The organism is Candidatus Soleaferrea massiliensis AP7 (assembly GCF_000820765.1).
GTDB lineage: Bacteria > Bacillota > Clostridia > Oscillospirales > Ruminococcaceae > Soleaferrea > Soleaferrea massiliensis.
Genome location: NZ_CCYH01000029.1, coordinates 274,520 through 291,746, shown reverse-complemented (window position 1 = coordinate 291,746; position 17,227 = coordinate 274,520). Strand labels below are relative to the sequence as shown.

8 protein-coding genes are annotated in these 17,227 nt (G+C 51.1%); all 8 read right to left on the bottom strand.

Annotation, left to right across the window (positions count from 1 at the left end):
- Window positions 1-844 precede the first annotated feature (844 nt).
- Window positions 845-2,380, bottom strand: a complete 1,536-nt coding sequence (locus tag BN348_RS13200) for a GDSL-type esterase/lipase family protein (protein WP_052446813.1) — start codon at window positions 2,378-2,380, stop codon at window positions 845-847.
- A gap of 342 nt (window positions 2,381-2,722) precedes the next feature.
- Window positions 2,723-3,403, bottom strand: coding sequence for a M48 family metallopeptidase (locus tag BN348_RS07775; RefSeq protein ID WP_052446812.1), 681 nt, complete (start codon window positions 3,401-3,403; stop codon window positions 2,723-2,725).
- 325 nt (window positions 3,404-3,728) lie between these two features.
- Window positions 3,729-4,400 carry a lactate utilization protein gene (locus BN348_RS07770; RefSeq protein ID WP_040197259.1) on the bottom strand — a complete coding sequence of 224 codons (672 nt, stop codon included), beginning with the start codon at window positions 4,398-4,400 and terminating at the stop codon, window positions 3,729-3,731.
- A gap of 368 nt (window positions 4,401-4,768) precedes the next feature.
- A complete protein-coding gene (locus BN348_RS07765; RefSeq protein WP_040197257.1) occupies window positions 4,769-6,154 on the bottom strand; it encodes an HdeD family acid-resistance protein in 1,386 nt (461 codons plus the stop codon).
- 381 nt (window positions 6,155-6,535) lie between these two features.
- Window positions 6,536-6,985 carry a YaiI/YqxD family protein gene (locus tag BN348_RS07760; RefSeq protein WP_040197296.1) on the bottom strand — a complete coding sequence of 150 codons (450 nt, stop codon included), beginning with the start codon at window positions 6,983-6,985 and terminating at the stop codon, window positions 6,536-6,538.
- A 190-nt stretch (window positions 6,986-7,175) separates the two neighbouring features.
- Window positions 7,176-7,862, bottom strand: a complete 687-nt coding sequence (locus BN348_RS07755; RefSeq protein ID WP_156136458.1) for a class I SAM-dependent methyltransferase — start codon at window positions 7,860-7,862, stop codon at window positions 7,176-7,178.
- A 305-nt stretch (window positions 7,863-8,167) separates the two neighbouring features.
- The gene (locus tag BN348_RS13195; protein WP_082020859.1) at window positions 8,168-13,345 is read right to left on the bottom strand and encodes a glycoside hydrolase family 2 TIM barrel-domain containing protein; all 5,178 of its coding nucleotides are present in this window, start codon (window positions 13,343-13,345) and stop codon (window positions 8,168-8,170) included.
- A 1,037-nt stretch (window positions 13,346-14,382) separates the two neighbouring features.
- Window positions 14,383-17,202, bottom strand: a complete 2,820-nt coding sequence (locus tag BN348_RS07745) for a beta-galactosidase small subunit-related protein (RefSeq protein WP_197068310.1) — start codon at window positions 17,200-17,202, stop codon at window positions 14,383-14,385.
- Window positions 17,203-17,227 lie beyond the last annotated feature (25 nt).

The following is a 17,227-nucleotide window of genomic DNA, read 5'->3' as shown; positions in this document are numbered from 1 at the left end:
TACACCCTGCGGGCCGGCAACACCCTGTTCGCCCTGCGGACCGGCCGGGCCTTGAATACCCTGGGATCCTGTAGGACCTGGTTCCCCCTGGATACCCTGCAGTCCAGCCGGCCCCTGGATTCCCTGAGGTCCTGTAGGACCCGGTTCACCCTGAATACCCTGCGGTCCAGCCGGTCCCTGAATACCCTGAGGTCCCGCGGGACCCTGCTCTCCCTGTGGCCCTGTTGGGCCTGTGGGACCAATGGAGCCGGAGCCTGTGCAGCAGGGAGGACAGCATGGAGGCGGGCAGGGCGGCGGACACGGCGCGCAACGGTTATCTCTGCAGCGGGAGTCCTGCGGGCGTATAATATTCATCTCAGGTTCAAAATCATTGCGACAATCGTTTTTGTTAGACATAAAATCGTCTCCCATCTTGGGTTTGTGTATATGTGTAGAACTGTCTACTTATATGATATGGTTTTGAGAACGGAAAGGTTCTGATGAATCTATATGCGCGGGCAAAAGGAAAAATCCCATGAAACGGCTTTTGATATGCAGCAAAGGCTGCCTGCTTTGCGAACAAAGAATCCCGGCAATATTGATATGCGGTTCATATATATGCTGTGTGCTGACCGCTCCCGAAAACCGGTTCAGTGGTGTGTTCTGGAGTTTTGCCATCCGATTGCCTGTGAGCCATGAACAAATTACATATGAAAACAGCCGTTGATCTCCCATAAGGCGATGTCAAAACGTGCTGGCGGCGGGCTATCCAAACATAAAAGGGACAGTTTCAGCATATATGCTGAAACTGTCCCTTTTAATTTTATGGTCTTCCATCGAAGAAAGGCAGAGCCCGTCTGGCTGATCAGGCAGCTGCGGGTCCGTTAAGGATGGATAGTTTGATTGCCAGCAGGTCAAAAATATTGATTTGACCGTCTGCGTTCATGTCGCTCACATAAAGCTGCGCCGGATTCATCTCCCCGGTGCCGAGAATCTGCAGCTTAACCGAGATGAGGTCAAGGAGACTGATCTGTCCGTTTCCGTCTGCGTCGCCCATCGGACTTTCAGGCTCGGTTTCAGAACGGGTGACCAGCGCGTCAATGCGGGATACCATGGCGTCCACTTCACGCTGGGATGCGCCCTCTTTGGCACACAGCGCGTTGGCATCGGCGGTGCAGTCTTCCATCTCAAAGGAAAGCGGTACATTTTTGGCCGACGCATAGGCCGTCTCAAGTGCGGAGATAGCGTTGAGAAGCGCGGTTTTGTCGGTCGGCAGCAGGACGGCTACGTTGATCTCCGCGGCGCTGGAGAAGGTGCTGCCCGCGATGGAGGACATGCCGTCCAGCGTCTTGATCATCAGATACTGCGCCTTGACCGGTTCGAAGGTCAAAACCTTTAAAGTATGATCTTCCGCCCAGGTTCCGGATGCGATCAGGCGGAGCGCATCCTTACTGTCTCCGGCATACAGCTCATATTTCGTGATGATGCCGTTGGCGTTGGTATCCTGACGCGGCAGGTAGTAGAGGCGCGAAACATATTCATAGGATTGTCCCAGATTCAGCGTGAAGGTGTGCGGGTACGGATAATCCGGGCTCCACGGCGTGTGCCATTTGGTGTTGGGATCGCCGTCGATGGCTTTGGACGGGGCCTCGTCGTCGCTCTGCCAGCTGCTGGCTTCAGCCGAAAAGCCCTTCTGGTCCAGCACCTGATACTGCGATGTGCGCTTCGGCAACGCGTCACAGAAGGTTTTGGCAATCAGCTCGTAGCCCTTCGCGTTCGGATGCACGTTGTCGTTGTTGAACAGTCCGTCGGTCGGCTTGGTAACCGCGTTGATGTCCACCAACGCCGCGCCGCTCAGAGCCGCGACCTCCTTCTGCAGAGGGACGAGTTCTCCGGTCACCAGTGGATCGGTGATGCCCCAGCTTCCGTTTCCGGGAACAGTGGGGGAGGTGGCCACATAGACCTCCACATCCGGATTGACGGCGCGATAGGAGTCAATCAGCTCCAGATAATTGCTGATGTATTCATCCTTGGCCCACCAGTTTTCCGGCTTAACGTCGTTGGTGCCCAGCATGATGATCACGATGTCGGCTCCGAACTGCAGGCTCTGCTGGTATTCACTGCTGTTCCAACAGGGAAGATCGCCCTTTTTCAGCAGTGTCAGGCTGTTGCGGCCAAAGTTGCCGACAATGTATTCGGGGCCGAGCATCCGCTGAAGCTGCGCGGGATAAGCCGAAGAGGTGCCGGCCAGATCAAACCCGATCGTAATGCTGTCACCAAGGCAGGCGATTTTGACCGGGTCATCCGATTCTTCAGATGCGGACGCAAAACAGGGGAGGATGGTTGACAGAATCAGAGAGAATGTACAAAGTATTGCAATCCAGCGTTTTTTTGTTGCCATTTTCATGCTCCTTTTCATCTTTATTTTGAAAAAAATATGGATAAAATGATACTGTGTTCATTATAAACGATCTAACAGTCCGCGTCAATTCAAATTGAATGAAAAACAGAGAAGATCGTGCCGGCAGCCGTACAATCTGTATAAATAACCGAATTTATCCGTAAAGATTTTACAGACTGTCAGTGCAGGGCAATTTTTGCATCCAAAGCATCCGTTTGAAACCGATGATGCTGATGCTTGCCTGGGACAGGCGGTTCCTTATATCCCTGACACGGCGCGGACATCCATAAGCCCCTGGGTATAAAAAGCGCCGCATCCTGCCCGGATGCGGCGGGGAATCCCTTATTTGGAAACCGACCAGTTTTGCGCTGACAGAAGCTCCTGAAGCTTTGTCAGGGACTGCCGGCGCTGTGCATAGTCCGGCAGCGTTCCGGCGACGATGTTCCAGAAGCGTGCGGAATGGTTCATCTCAAGCAGATGCGCCAGTTCGTGGACAACGACATAATCGACAGCGTCGGGCGGAGCCATGATCAGCAGGAACGAGAAATGGATGCGTCCTTTCGAAGAACAGGAGCCCCAGCGCGTCTTTGCCGCGGTGATGCTGACCGAAGCGGGAGAGACCCCCATCCTCTGTGCGAACCGTTCGGCGCGCTCGGACAGATACCGCAGCGCAAGCTGACGGTAACAGGCGATCAGTTCGGCTTTGACATTGCACGCATCCCGTGGAATCAGAAAACAGCTTCCATTAAAGACGGTTTCCCTGCCGCTGTGGAGCTGAACCTCATACGGACGGCCCAGATACAGGACGCTGTCGCCCGGCCGGATGTCAAAATCCTCACGCGCCTGTTTAAGCCGCAGCATCTCCGTGCGCTTTTCTGCAATCCAGGCTTCCTTTTCCCGCAGGAACCGCTCGATCAGAGCGGCAGGCGCCCGTTTCGGCGCGCGCACGATGACATCAGCGTCCCGATTGATCTGGATGCTGATGGTTTTGCGATTCGAGCGTATCAGATTGTAATGTTCCATGCAGACGTCCTTTCACCATACAGTAATTGGTATCGGTTTCACAAACCGGCGGCATTCCAAATGGCATCATGGCTGTCTTGATACGGAGTGGACTTTGTACGGATGCGGGGAGACGGACGCCCAATAGGAGCGCCTTCATCTGCGGCCGCACCCCACAACATATTCCGTTGCAGGTCTTTGGCTGTGCTGCGGCACGGTTTAACCGAGATATTCGGATTCCGGCAAAACAATGCTTCAGCTGAAGCAACGATGCTTCGGCCGGTCCACGAAACCATCACAGCGGATGTAAAAAGCTCTCCCCATTCGACAGGGGAGAGCCGAAACATCAATATCCCAGAGGTTCCCCAACCAGAATGACCTTGATGCGGTTCTTATGCCGCTGTTTGGCGCTGATCACATAGTTGCAGCAGATGCGCTGGTCGGAGCTGCATCCGGCCGTGATCTCCGATTCCCCACGGGTCAGCGCAATGCACCTGCCCTGCGCTCTGCAATAGGTATCGCAGTCCAGGCGCTGGGTGTTCAGCGGCGCGGCAGTGGTTTTGACGCGCTCTGCCGCTTCGGCAAGATCCTTTACAAGCTTGTTGACGCCGACGACCATAATCACGGATTTTGGCCCGTACAGGATGGCTGCGGTGCGGTTGCTGTTGCCGTCCACATTATACAGCTCGCCGTTTTCGGTGACCGCGTTGCTGCTGCACAGATATGCGTCAGCTGAAAAGGCATCCCGGTAGATCTGTTCAATCTCTTCGCGCGTCAGACCGTCCTGATAGCGGTCCAGAAAATGATAGCCGCCTTCGCGCAGGTAATCGATCACGCCGCAGACAAACAGGCTCTCCGATCCGCCGACCGAGACGGTATCTCCTTCGTTCAGAAATTCCGCCACCTGCGTGACGACATCCTCTTTTGTGGGGATATAACAGGCATAAATATTGTTCTTCTGCAGGTTTTCCATGGTTTTCTTAATGCGTTTTGCCATGGATTCATTCGTATTGCTCATTGGAAATCCCTCATTTCTCAGCTTTGTTATACTCTATTGTAACGCGGCATTTTTACAAATACAACCCCTTGATGCCGGCTGGATGCAGAAAAAAGGAGTGTTTTATGCTGGATCCTCATCATTTGAGGAAAAAGACTGAAAACAAACAGGCCTTTCGCCATATGAGGCAAGCCTGAAGCCCGGAAAAAGATGATTGTCAGTTTAATACGTGTGCTTTGAAAGTACGCATAAGGATAAATCCGGGTACATAAATTCCAGTTCCGTCTTTACCGGATACATCCGTTGAAGGGAAGATAGTATCCCCATTCGCAAAAGCCGTTGCGGTGATGCGGAAAGACAGCTGGAAATCTGACTGGTTCAGCCGATGGCTATCTGCCCTTCTTTTTCCCCTTGCCCTTGCCGAACTCCGGAGGAGACGGCGCATCGGCCTCCTTCTTTTCCGGGCGGAAAATGGCGCGCGTGATCACGACGCCGTCGGTACGTTCGAATTCATGCTCCAGATAGTCGTAGTACACGCCCGGCGTGACAATGCCGTTCATCTTTAAAATATCGGTTCCCGCGCTGCTCAGGATGTTGTCGGCGAGCAGCACGCAGTTGGTGCTCAGCACAAAATAGGATTTCCATCTGCCGCGTTTAAACTTGTAAAACTCCGTATCGGACACCTGCGCCAGACAGCTTGCATAGTCCTTGTATTGGATCTTCCCGGCGTCTTTGCCGGCCTTTTTGTCGGCGTCATACGGGGAGTCCCACGGGATGGTCTCCATCATGATTTCGGAGATGCGTTTATGTACACGGTCAATCTGATCATCGCTCAGCTTCAGGCCGAAGCTGAAGATGGTATCCCCGCTGTGGGAGACACAGAACGGCAGATATTTCTCCCGCTCGGTAAAGAGCATGACGCCGTCGCCTTTGCCGTAGGCCCAGGTTGCGGAGCTTTCATCGTAGTTTCCATAAGAGATGACCTTTCCCTTAAAACCGACGTCGACATGCCCCATTGCGCCGCCGCCTGTTTCGGTCACATGGACATAGACCTCAAGATTCGGTTCCTCTTCAGATTTGCATCCCTCAAACTCTTCAAGCGTCTTACCCGCATGCGGATGCTCGGTCAGGTAGTCGTTGACCTTGGACAGCATCCGCTGCGGGATGAAGGCGGCCAGGAACACCGGCAGAGAGATGCGCACCTTGCGTTTCAGCCGGCTTTTATAGGTACCGGGAATGATTTCCCGGATAAAGTCGATGATGTAGTTGCATCCAAACAGGATGAAATAAATGCCGATGATGATATAGATGATTTCCTCCTTGAAGAGAGGGGAGAAGAGCATCAGCACTGTAAAGGTCAGAAACAATAAACAGTCCAGCAGATCGTTGATCCGATTTTTGACCTGATTTTTGCGGAACAGCAGGTAATTCACGATCTTAACCAGCCCGTTGAAAAGCGTGTAGGCGGCGACCAGATACGGGAAAATGATGAACGGTATTTCCCGGAAAACATCGGCGATCAGAAGCAGCACGACGCCTAAAGCGAAGCTGAACAGCGCGCTGCCGATATTGGTCTTCTTGCCGATGGTGCGGTCGTTTTTGGTAAAGATTCCGATAAATTGTGAAGTGCCGCTGATCACCATGACCAGCGCGACAATATTGATCAGCAGGCCCAGAATTTCCTTGGGCCGCCACAGCAGGAGGATGCCGAACACCAAAATCGCTGCGCCGCTGAGCAGCAGCCGCATTTTGTCGACAGTCTGTCTTTTTACCATGGTTGTAATTCATCCCTTATTTCGATATTCAAAACTTACCCGTAACGGACAGCTATCAGTCCGCATATATTGAAGCACCCAATGGTACATCAAAAAATATAAAAAAGCCGGAACCGCAGCCGTCCGGTTTTCGCCATGTCCGGCTCAGGTCGGATGCGCCCGCACTGCCGAAGGCATGTTCTTGAAAGATGCCGTGTGATCACTGGAATACCTCTTTCCGGTTTACCTGAAATCCGGCGCATATTCTGCTGTATCAGACAGGATCGATGAAGAACAGGCACTTACAGGCCTTCTGTTCGACAAAAAGGCCGCACGGTGTCCATCCATGAGCGGTATCTTTTGTGCGCTTTTGAAACCGGAGCGGATAGGGAAAGAGGGCGGTCAGTCCGTTCCATGCATACAGGAATCTAACAGCGCGTCAAAAGCGCGTTCAAACGCCTGGTTATCGGTTCTGGTGCGTTTGGGGGAGGATGCGGTTTTCCCGCCGCCGCGCCGTACCTTCTGTCCAAGATGCCGCTCGAACAGCAGCCGGTCAATGTTATCTGGTGTAAAGACAAGCCCATTTTGATTGATCGCGCCGGCCCGCTTGCCAAGCGCCAGCGCCGCAACGCCAAAGTCCTGCGTGACCACCACATCGCCGGCCGTCAGCAGGTTTGCAAGCTTGAGGTCCGCGCTGTCCCGGCCCTTTTCGACCGTGATGACCGTGCTGTACCCGTCATGAATCCGATGCGCGGTGTCGCAGATCATCACGACCGGAAGTTTCCTCCTTCTGGCCGCTTTCACAACCAGTTCTTTAACCGGGCAGGCGTCCGCGTCCACATAGATTTTCAGGTTTATCATCTCCCATTACGTTAAACATGCGTGTTTTCAGCATTTTTAAAAGCGGTTGACCATCGTTGCCGGGGGATTCCAGCTTGCCTGGATTCATTCTGCCATCAAGTTGCGCTGCTTCGGTCATGGTGTTTGCGGACATCGTAAACAGGCTGAGAAATGGCCTCAGATGGATGGCGCTGCGGTTGGTTCAAAATTTTCTGACCGCCTTTAATACACCGACCAGAGGATGGATGCTGTCCAATGTGACGGAAAAACAGCTCCTGTCAAACAGATCGGCCAATTCATCGGCATAGGACGGCAGATCGGTTCCCGGACCGTAGCCGATTTGATCGTACTGGCCGGTATAGTTTCGGGGATCGTCAAAGAACATCAGATCACCGATTACAATCATCTCCAGATGATCGCCGGTTATACGAAGCATCTTTTCAAGTGCTCTTTTTTTATCGGCCAGACTTAAATGATGTAAAGCATAGTTGCTGATAATCTTGTTGATTTTCATTTTATCAAGAGAAACAGTTCTTTCCGGGGTCAAAAAATCTCCGACATGAAATTCCAGATTGGAACATTTGGATTTTTTCAACAGATCATTGGCTCTCTGAACCATTCCGGAGCTTAGATCAATTCCGATCCCTCTTTTGATCCTTCCCGCCAATTCGATCAGTTGGGTTCCTGTTCCGCAGCCCATATCAAGTATGACATCGTTGGAGGCGGGTTCGACGAGCTGTGAGACCCTGTCGGCGGAAATTTTTCTGTATGGAATCGAGTCGGTTTGATAATAGTGACTGGCCCTGTCAAATCTTGAGATGGTTCCATCGTCTGTCATAACATTTGCATCTCCAATTTTGTTGATATCTCTCCTCGGCGCAGAAATCAATCGTTTCTGAACGTTGTACAGTATACTTATGGTATTGTAACATATTTACCGGGGCAAAACAATTGTTTTGCCCCGGTAAATATGTGTGACAGCAATACGGCCGATCGAAATTCCATGAACAGAATATTCAGGTTTTTCAGTACCGGCATCTTATTTTGCCTGGGACGCTCCTGTCCATAAAGTGTCAAAAGCTTGAACCCCCTCCGGCTATGCCAAAGGGGGTTCTCTCTATGTTCGGGAAGTTTCCAATCTGTTATTTGGTATTCTTTTCAAAGCGCATAATATCCAATATTCCTCTGGATCAATCAGCGTGCTCTTTTTTTCTTGAAGCACACGACGCCCAGCCCGCCGATTGCGCTTATCAGGATGAACAGTGCCATTGGGAATTTATCCCCGGTTCCTACATTGTCTTTTTTCGGCGTGGAGTGTGTGCTGGAGCTTGTACCTGAGCTGGTGTCAGAGCTTGTATTGGAACTCGTGTCAGAGCTGGTGTCTGAACTTACATCAGAGCTTGTGTCGGTACTTTCATCAGGACCGTCACTGACAGGAACCAATGCATCCATTGCATTTTTCAGAGACTTTTGCGCTTCATCTACCTGAGGCTGTGTCGCCTGATCATTTTCCATCACCGCTTTGGCGTTGTCAAGGGCCAGAACAAAATTCGCCGCGCTGGCTTTGGTATACAGGCTCAGATCATATTTGGAAGCAGCCTTAATCAAATCGTCCAGTGCGTCCTTATTTGGCTTGAGTTTCAGATAGGACATGGACTCCATAAGCGCATTCCACGCCGGGATGATGGATTCATTCAGCGCATTCGGATCGGCCTGGATTTTTTTAGCTTCCGCATATGCTTTTTTGAATGCGTCCTGTCCGACTGCAAGATAATCGTTCAGGTCAATGCCGTCCGCTATGGCGATCGCCTTGTTCAAATCCCTCTTGTTTCCTTTGAATTCCAGATACCGCATAGATTCAAGCAGATCCAACTGTGCCTGATCAATTTCAGCCTGCGTTGTCTGCGGCGGCGTCATTTCCGCTTTGAGCATGACCTCTTTCGCGGTGCGCAGCGCGTTGTTAAAGTAGTCGACGGCAGACTGAATGACGTCGGTGAAATCCGTTTCCGCTTCACATCTGTCGCCAAGCTGGATCATGTATGTCAGAATATCCGTATACAGAGGATTTTCAACGACTGGTGCTGCCGGAACAACAATTTGAATGGTTTTGTAGGCTTGTTCGCCCGACTTGGTGACAACAAAGGTGACATCCACCGCGACATCGATCTTCTTAGGCATGATCTTGCCGGTCAAATCGATGATATCCGGGCGGCTGGATGCCGAGATGGCGACATCGAAGCCTTCCGGCACTTCCGGCATGGCAAGCTGTGCCGCGCCGGGGGCCGGGGGATCAATCACCAATGCGTCGGCGACGGTGTCAACCGTGACAGGAGGCTTTTCCGCAAGATCTGCATAAGCGGCGGCCAGCGCTTCTCTTGCGCTGATGTAATTCGCGTCGGTGGATTCCGGTGCGTTCAGGATGCCGACTGCGGACTCGTAGGCGCCTTTAAAGGCATTCCAGCTGTCGTCGGTATAATTCTGCTGCCCCGCGTCATAGACAGCCTTCACACCTTCTATTTCATCCTGCAGGAGTTCCCTTTCACTTGGAGCGTCCGGGCCTTCGAGGTTCCAGCCCATAATGCTTGCGTTGGAGATGGTCATATTACCGGTGGAGGTGTACGGGGTCGCGTTTTCAAGGCCTACGCGTACTCTGGCCGCGGTGACCGGAGCGAAGTCGATGACGGTCGGCTCGTTGGACGCCGCCGCCTTGGTCACGCTCTGGTTCTGCGCGTTGATCCAGGCGCAGCCGTTCCAGTACTGAACGTTCAGTGTTTCAGGAATCGCCTGCGTGTTGTCGGTGATAAAGCTGAGCTGGATTTGATCGAATACCCGGGTTCCATCCCAGAAGAACTCCACGAATTCATAGGGTCTTGACTGGTTAAAGGACGGCAGCAGCACGGATGCGCCGCGGCTGTACTTGTTGCTCCATGTTTCATCCGTGCCGTTGAGCATATTGTTTGGATAGGCCGAGGTCGCGCCGGTAAAGGTTGCGGTTGCAAGCGCGCCGTTTCTGAGCGGGCTGTCCGGTGCAACGTCGGAGAAGCGGAAGGTCTGGTTGTTCTTTCCAAGCTCCGTATTGCGGGCAATGTCGGCTTTTTGCTCGCCATCCACCACATAGATGTAGGCGGCTGCCTGCAGATCGGTGCCGGCGACCGTTCCCTTTACTGTAACGGTGCCGGTGCTGGAAACGGCGTCAGCGGAAACGGCATCCCAGACGACCTGTTTGTTGACAGAATAACGGCCGAGCACGGAATCGCTGCAGTTTACGGAAACAATGCCCGGAAGGGTCGGAACGGTTCCCTTTGGAACGGTGACCTGTGTTCTGTCAATAGAAGTGATCACAGAATGGGAATCGTTCTGCTTCGGCGCTTCGCCTTCGCCCGTAGTGGTCGCCGCAATTTTAATCTGTGCGGGCTTTAAGCCTTCGGAGCTGATGGTCAGGCTGATATCGCCCACTTCGTCCTTATTGGACTGGAGGATCACAAGCACCTTGCCCATGTACGCGCTTCTTTCGGAATGGGAATTGCGCTCGACGTGCTCCCATTTGTACAGCTCATTGCTCTCCTGCTGGCCGTTGTCGACGCCGACAATCGCGCCGCCGGTCACATCAAATTTGAACAGGTTGTTTGCGTTCGGCACAAAGTTGCCGTTTTCATCCACAACGGAGCATTCCACATAGGATAAGCTGGTGCCGTCCGCTTTGATGACCTGTTTGGTAGCTTCGGTTTCCACGGTGTAGGCCATGCCGGAGGTCGTGACAGAATCCGTGGCGACCAGTGTCTTTTTGCTCGGATCGGTATAGGCCTTTACTTCCAGTGTGCCCGGCTCATACGGTACCTTCCAGGTCAGATGCAGTCTGCCGAAATTGCTTCCTTCGGCGATTTCACTGTCTCCGCTCGCCTTCTTGATGATGGCGTTCGGGCTGGTGTAGCCGCCTGGATTGGCGTCGTCCTTCCATGTCTTGTCATCCGGGAACTTTTCTGACGTTTCAAAATAATCCATGCCGTATGCGGTCGTTTTCACATCAAAGCTTTTTGTTCCAAGCGATTTGCCGTTGAGGAACAGCTCTGCTGTCTGCACATTGGAATTTACCCACACGTCGACAATCTCGCCTTCACGCCAGTCGTTCCAGTTTGTCGGGAGGAGATGTACCATCGGGTTGGTCTCCGCGTCCGTCCACTGGCTGCGGTAGAGGTAATAGGAGTCCTTCGGGAAGCCGGCGGTGTCGATGCATCCGAAGGAGGACGCGCCGACCGGATAAACGCTGTACGGGGTCGGCTCGCCGAGATAGTCAAAGCCCGACCAGATAAACTGTCCGGAAAACGCCTTGCGGTCGCGGTCTTTTTTCAGGCCGTATTCGTTGGACATGGTCCAGGATGCAAAGTCATTGTCATAGTTGGAGCCGCCGCGTCTGCCCGGCGTCTGGTTGATGCCGGTGTTCAGGATGGTCGGATCCAGATAGACGCCGCGGGAGGAGGTCTGGGAAGAAGATTCCGATTCGAAGAAGAAGGTGGTGGGATATCGTTCCATCAGCACATCTACGGATGCCGCGGTGTTGTAGTTGAGTCCGTAGCCGTCCAGATAACGGTTGATATATCCCCAAGGGCTGGAGTTAAAGGCCGGTGGATTCCTTTCCTGGTCGCCGCCCATCGCGACAAGCCTGTTGGTATCGATTGTTTTGATTTCGCGGGTGAGACGGACCGCTTCGGTGTATTCATTGATGGTGCCTGCGCCGACGCCGACACCGAGATCGTCATATTTGCTTCCGTCATACCAGGAAGGCCGGCTTCCGCATCCGCGGATTTCATTGCCGACAGACCACATCATGACGCTCGCTTCATTTTTATCGCGGGATACCATTTCACGGATCACCCAGTCGCTCCAGGTGTATTCCGCGCCGGTATAATTTGTTGCGGGGGTCGGCGGCGCCAAAAATCCGTTTGCGAGCAGTCCGGACCAGCCTTCCGGAACGGATTCAAGGAAGAAGTTTCCGAAATCATAGGAGGCCTTCGCTTTGCCCCATCCGTCGTATGCTTCCTCCATGACGATGAAGCCCTTTTCACTGCAGACCTCGATGACCTGTTTGGATGGGGGACAGTGGGAGGTGCGGTACGCGTTTACGCCCATGGAATGCAGCTTATCGAACTGGCGTTCATAAGCGTCTTTATAGCTGACCGCGCCGAGCGCGCCGGAATCATGGTGGAGGTCTACGCCGCGAATCTTGGTATAGACATCATTGACGTACAAACCGCCTGCGTTCGGGTCTTCCACATCCGCGGCCTGCATTTCAAACCAGCGGAAGCCGAATGGCGTCTCGATTGTATCGACGAGCTCCACGCCTTCACCGCCGTTTGGATTGTAATACAATTCCGTTTTGACAGTGTAAAGATATGGGTCGCCGATGTTCCACGGGAACCACAGGTTTACGTTGGGAACATCCACACTGCTGGATAAGGTAACCAGGGTGTTGGGGTTGGTTTCGATGGGATCATCGGATTCTTTCTGTGCAACCACCTTTCCCTGTGCATCGATCACGGATGTTTTCAGGGAGATCGTACCGTTGGTTCCGTTCGAAAATACATTCGCGTTTACTTCCAGCTTCGCGGATTGATTTTGTTCATAGGTTTCCTTTAAAGTTGGTGTCGCAAGGCTGATGCCGTTTCTGGTAAAGCGAACCGGGTCGGTGATCACCAGATGGACCGGGCGCACAATGCCGCTGCCGGTGTACCAGCGTCCGGATGGAGACATATTCTGAACCTTTACCACCAAAACGTTTGGATAATCCTCTCCGTAATTCAGATAATCCGTGAGGTCGTAAGCAAATCCGGTATAGCCGTTTGGATAATTGCCAATTTCCTTGCCGTTTAAATACACGATGGAATTTTGATAGACGCCCTCAAAATCGATGGTGATCCGTTTGTTTTCCGACTGCATGGACTCCGGGATGACAAATGTTTTGCGATACCATCCAAGACCGCCCTGCATGTAAGCCTGTGAGTTGCTTCCGTTGGAAACCTTGGTACCCTCGATGCTGAAATCATGCGGAACAGTTACTGTTCTCCAGCTGCTGTCATCATAATCCGGCTTGATGATGTCCGCCGTTGCAAACCCGTCCGGATCCTTCAGTCCGTGATCTCTGAAACCGGCTCCTCCATTTCCGCCTGCCAGTTCCGGTGTCCTGGTTGCGAGACAGAACTGCCAGTTGTCATTAAAATCCACATTCCGTGTGCCGTCGTCCTGGATTTGGACAATATGGGCTGCTTCAGAATCCGTTGCTAAAGCGGTCATACCGCTGAAGGCGCCCCAGGAAACAGGAGTCAATGCGATTGCGGCTGCCATAACAGCGCTTAAAGTCCTTTTAAAAAATTTCATTTTCTTTCCTCTCTTTCATTTGATCTTTTTTCTCATTTCAGATAAATACCAACATATGAAAACATATATTTGGTATATAATCTTTGATTCCTCCTTCTGTGAATAAATTTGGTAATGTTTATTATACCAATTTCATGAAATATAATCAATACTATTTATACATAAAAATAACAATAGTGAATTAATTTATTAGTATAGTGTATAATTTGTATATAAATATCAAAAAACACCCATTTTGAACTGGATGTTTTTATCATGTTTTCGTGATTATAACAAAATCCCAGCAGTCAAAGAAACCAATAAAAAAGTTTTCCTTGTGACTGCTGGGATTTTCTTTTTTGAGATTGTGTAAAAAGCAAGTAGCTTTTTATTCCGATTATCAATTTAAATGCATTCACTTTCGAATAGCGCCCCTTATCATGCAGACCATCTTCTTTATACAGGTTTAATCCAGCAGAAGTATCTTGTTCGAGACCAGCTTGACCCTGATACATAACCAGATCCAGTTAACGCGAATGACGTGATATAGATGCCCATCTCATAAGACATTGTGATGTGGATTCCGCGGAGCAGAATTTAATCATCTTCTTTCACATCATTTACTTGATATAGCAGTTTGTTGCACATCAAGATATTTCGGAAATGATATGTTTTTCATGAGGAGACATATCAAATAAAGAAACCTCCGTCAAACCTGGCGGGTTTAACAGAGGTTTCTTTTATGCTTTAGCGTGAAAGAAACCACCGGCTATGCCGATGCGGATGAAAATGCTTATAGCTTATTCGCTTTTTCGCAGCAGAGCGGAGAAAATGGCAGTTTTTTTGCTGCGGATAGAGAACGAGCGCTGAAAAATGTGCCGTTCATAGGTTACCTGCCAGTGATGCAATGACAGTTTTTCAGTGTCTCTTGAGAAACAAGCAGGAATTTCTTTTAAGGCTGGTATATATCGCCAGTCGAACTGGTGGTTTAACTTTTTCGTCGACTGCTTTACACAATCTTTTTAATTACATGCATGTAATTAAAAACCAGTTTAACGTTATACCCCTTGGTTTAAGATTTCCAGCTTCGCGTAGAGCAGGTCAAAAATGTTGATGCGTCCATCATGGTTCATATCTGCCGCGGTTTGCTGCGCTATGTCAAAATCAATTTGTCCCAGAATCTGCATCTTTGTGGTCAACAAATCGTAAATATTCATGTTGCCATCGCCGTTGCTGTCTCCCATGATAACAACCAAGATCTGCTGCAGAATTTCACCGTCTTTGCCCGTGAGCTGTACGATATATCCGGTACCAATCAGCTGGCCTGTCTGTACCTCGTTGCCATCACGATTGAGTACGGTGATAGAACGTTCCGGGTTTTTGAAGTTCTGTACAAATGCTTCAAGTGTGGTGGAGATAGACACATCACGAACCAATCCGTTCTGAACGTCGATATCGTACACATCGCTTTCAAGTGTTCCAGATGGATTTTCTCCAATAACGGTAATGTTGAATGTTGCTGTCTTGGTGACGGCACCTTCCTGATAAGATACGGTTATGACCTTTTCACCCGCAGAGGAAGCGTCAAAACCAGTCAGTGTGTACGCGTCTGCACCTAACAGAGCTTCGGTGCCATCGCTGTATTTGGCAGTGACGGTCATACCGGTTGCATCAAACGCCTCGCCGATTTGATATTCGGTCTTTGCTGGAGGAATCACTTCAATAGAGGATAGCTCAGCGGCCGGTGCTTTCACAGCGTAGGCATCGCTGAATGCATACCATAACAAGGTGTCGGCATGATCTGCTCCAATGGAGAGAGGCGTCTGATCGTTGTATGCTGTGAAACGCGCAGCAATTTCATCGGCAGTCAATGCTTTCTTAAAGATATTCGCAGCACCCATGCGTCCCCGCATTCTGTACTGAGAATTATCCACCGCGGCGCCGATTCCCAGAGGGATAGACGTGCCGTTGATGTTGATATTGTTATAAGTTTCCCGTCCCGCTAAGACGCCGTTAACATACAGGCTGAGGCTGCTGCCGTCATAGGTGCCCACAATATGGTGCCACTGATTGGCAGACCAGCCGGCGATGTTGGTTGGATTGACGACTCTCCAGCCATTGTCATAAATGAAGAATTCAATACCGCCTTTGTTGGTCTTCAGGCTCAATTGATGGTCGCCCTTGGCGATGAACGTATTGCCATCCGTCAATTCAGAAGGATTGACCCATACTTCGACAGTAAAGCTCTTGTCTCTGCCGGACAGATTTGCGTTGACGAGATTTACATCCGGTACTTCTACGTAGCCTTTCATGGCGTAGCCGGTCGGAGAGGTCGGATCGTTGAAGATTTTTGCGGTCTCTGTGATCTCCGCGTCGGAGAAGTTGCCGCTTTGATCCTTCACATAAGCTTTTGCTCCTTTGAAGGATTCAATTTCCGCTTCGGCTTTCACCAGCGTTTCCAAAGAGGTTACCAATTCCTGTTGTGCGCTGGACAGCTTGTCATAAGCCTTACGGGCAGCTTCAATGTCCTTTTTCTGGCTGTAGGACAGGAGGATACCAATTTCATCGATCAGCCTGTCGGTCGCTGCCGCTTCCCGCTTGTTGATGTCCTCTGTGCGGATCGATTCTGCATCCCGCCATACTTTGCTGACAGCAGTCATGTCGCTGGTTGTAGTCTTATCTGTTTCATAAGGAATCAGCGTGTATGTATAACTGTAGTTTTGATTGCCGGGCATCTGGTACTCGGGTCTGGTTTCCGGTCCGCAGCTCGCGCCGCCGGTTCCTCTGGACTGATGATCGATATTGAGTATGGTGTGGTCTGTCTGCGGAAGCTGATAGGTATGACGCTTTCCGCTCAGCTCATCGACGGTGAAATGGAGTGCGCTTGCTTCCATGACGTCTTCGCTGACCACCATCAGGCCGATCGGATTCTGTGCGTCTTCCAATGCGATATAGCGGACATCCGTGCGGTTTCCTGTATCCTGCGGACGGATGAACGAGAAATAGGAATCGGATACCGTCGTCTCATATATGCCGACAGGTGCGCCCAGCTTGCGGTCCTGATAGGTTTCTGCAGCGCCTCTGCCATACCAGGTAATCTTTTCATAGCCCTTTGGCATTGTCAGCTGCGCGCCGTATTTCAGCATGCCGTTCAGTCCCGCTGCCGGTTCTAAATCGGCTTTTACCTTGATTTCACCGGTGCCGTAAACCGTGTATTCCATGACCTGCTTCGAATTGTTGGCGTTTGGCAGGATCATTGTTGCGGTAATCACCACGGTGTTGTCTTTTTCATTGACAGCACTTGTGACGGTCATGCCTTTATTGGCATTTTTCCATTTGGTATCGATACTGTTGGATCTTGGGTTGCCGTTGGAATCAACATCGTTGTCATTTCCTGCGCGCCAATAGTTTGGAACAGGGCCTTTTGTCAGGATGGTGTTTCCATCATACTGATAGGAAGAGATTGCGCCTGTTTTCTTATCAAATGCAAAGCTGAAACGGTCGCCGGATACGGTAACGGCATCGCCGTCGGTTGTATAGCTTACATTTCCGGTTTGGCTGCTGTCGACCGGCGCGATGTGGGATACCTCCGCAGGCACCCGGACCTGTTCATGAGCGATTTCATAGCCTGCCGGCAAGAAGTCTTCCGCCTCTTTGGTTTTTACAGAGAAGTTTAAATAGTATTCGCCGTCTTTGGCCAGCGTTTCCGGCATCACGAACGGGATGGTGACGGTCTTGCGCTCACCCGGTGCGACGTCCGGTGAAATGATACCGGTATCGATCGCCTCACCGTCCTGCATCAGTGTCCATGATATCTCATATTTACTGGTATTGGTGAAATTCAGCTCGTTGAAGATTTCGACGCGATGGTTAATCATATCCTGAATGGATTTTGCAAACATT

Excerpts from the sequence above, each read along its gene's own strand:
- BN348_RS07775 (WP_052446812.1), bottom strand. The coding sequence starts at position 3,403 with ATGGAACATTACAATCTGATACGCTCGAATCGCAAAACCATCAGCATC.
- BN348_RS13195 (WP_082020859.1), bottom strand. The coding sequence starts at position 13,345 with ATGAAATTTTTTAAAAGGACTTTAAGCGCTGTTATGGCAGCCGCAATC.
- BN348_RS07770 (WP_040197259.1), bottom strand. The coding sequence starts at position 4,400 with ATGAGCAATACGAATGAATCCATGGCAAAACGCATTAAGAAAACCATG.
- BN348_RS13200 (WP_052446813.1), bottom strand. The coding sequence starts at position 2,380 with ATGGCAACAAAAAAACGCTGGATTGCAATACTTTGTACATTCTCTCTG.
- BN348_RS07765 (WP_040197257.1), bottom strand. The coding sequence starts at position 6,154 with ATGGTAAAAAGACAGACTGTCGACAAAATGCGGCTGCTGCTCAGCGGC.
- BN348_RS07745 (WP_197068310.1), bottom strand. The coding sequence starts at position 17,202 with ATGATTAACCATCGCGTCGAAATCTTCAACGAGCTGAATTTCACCAAT.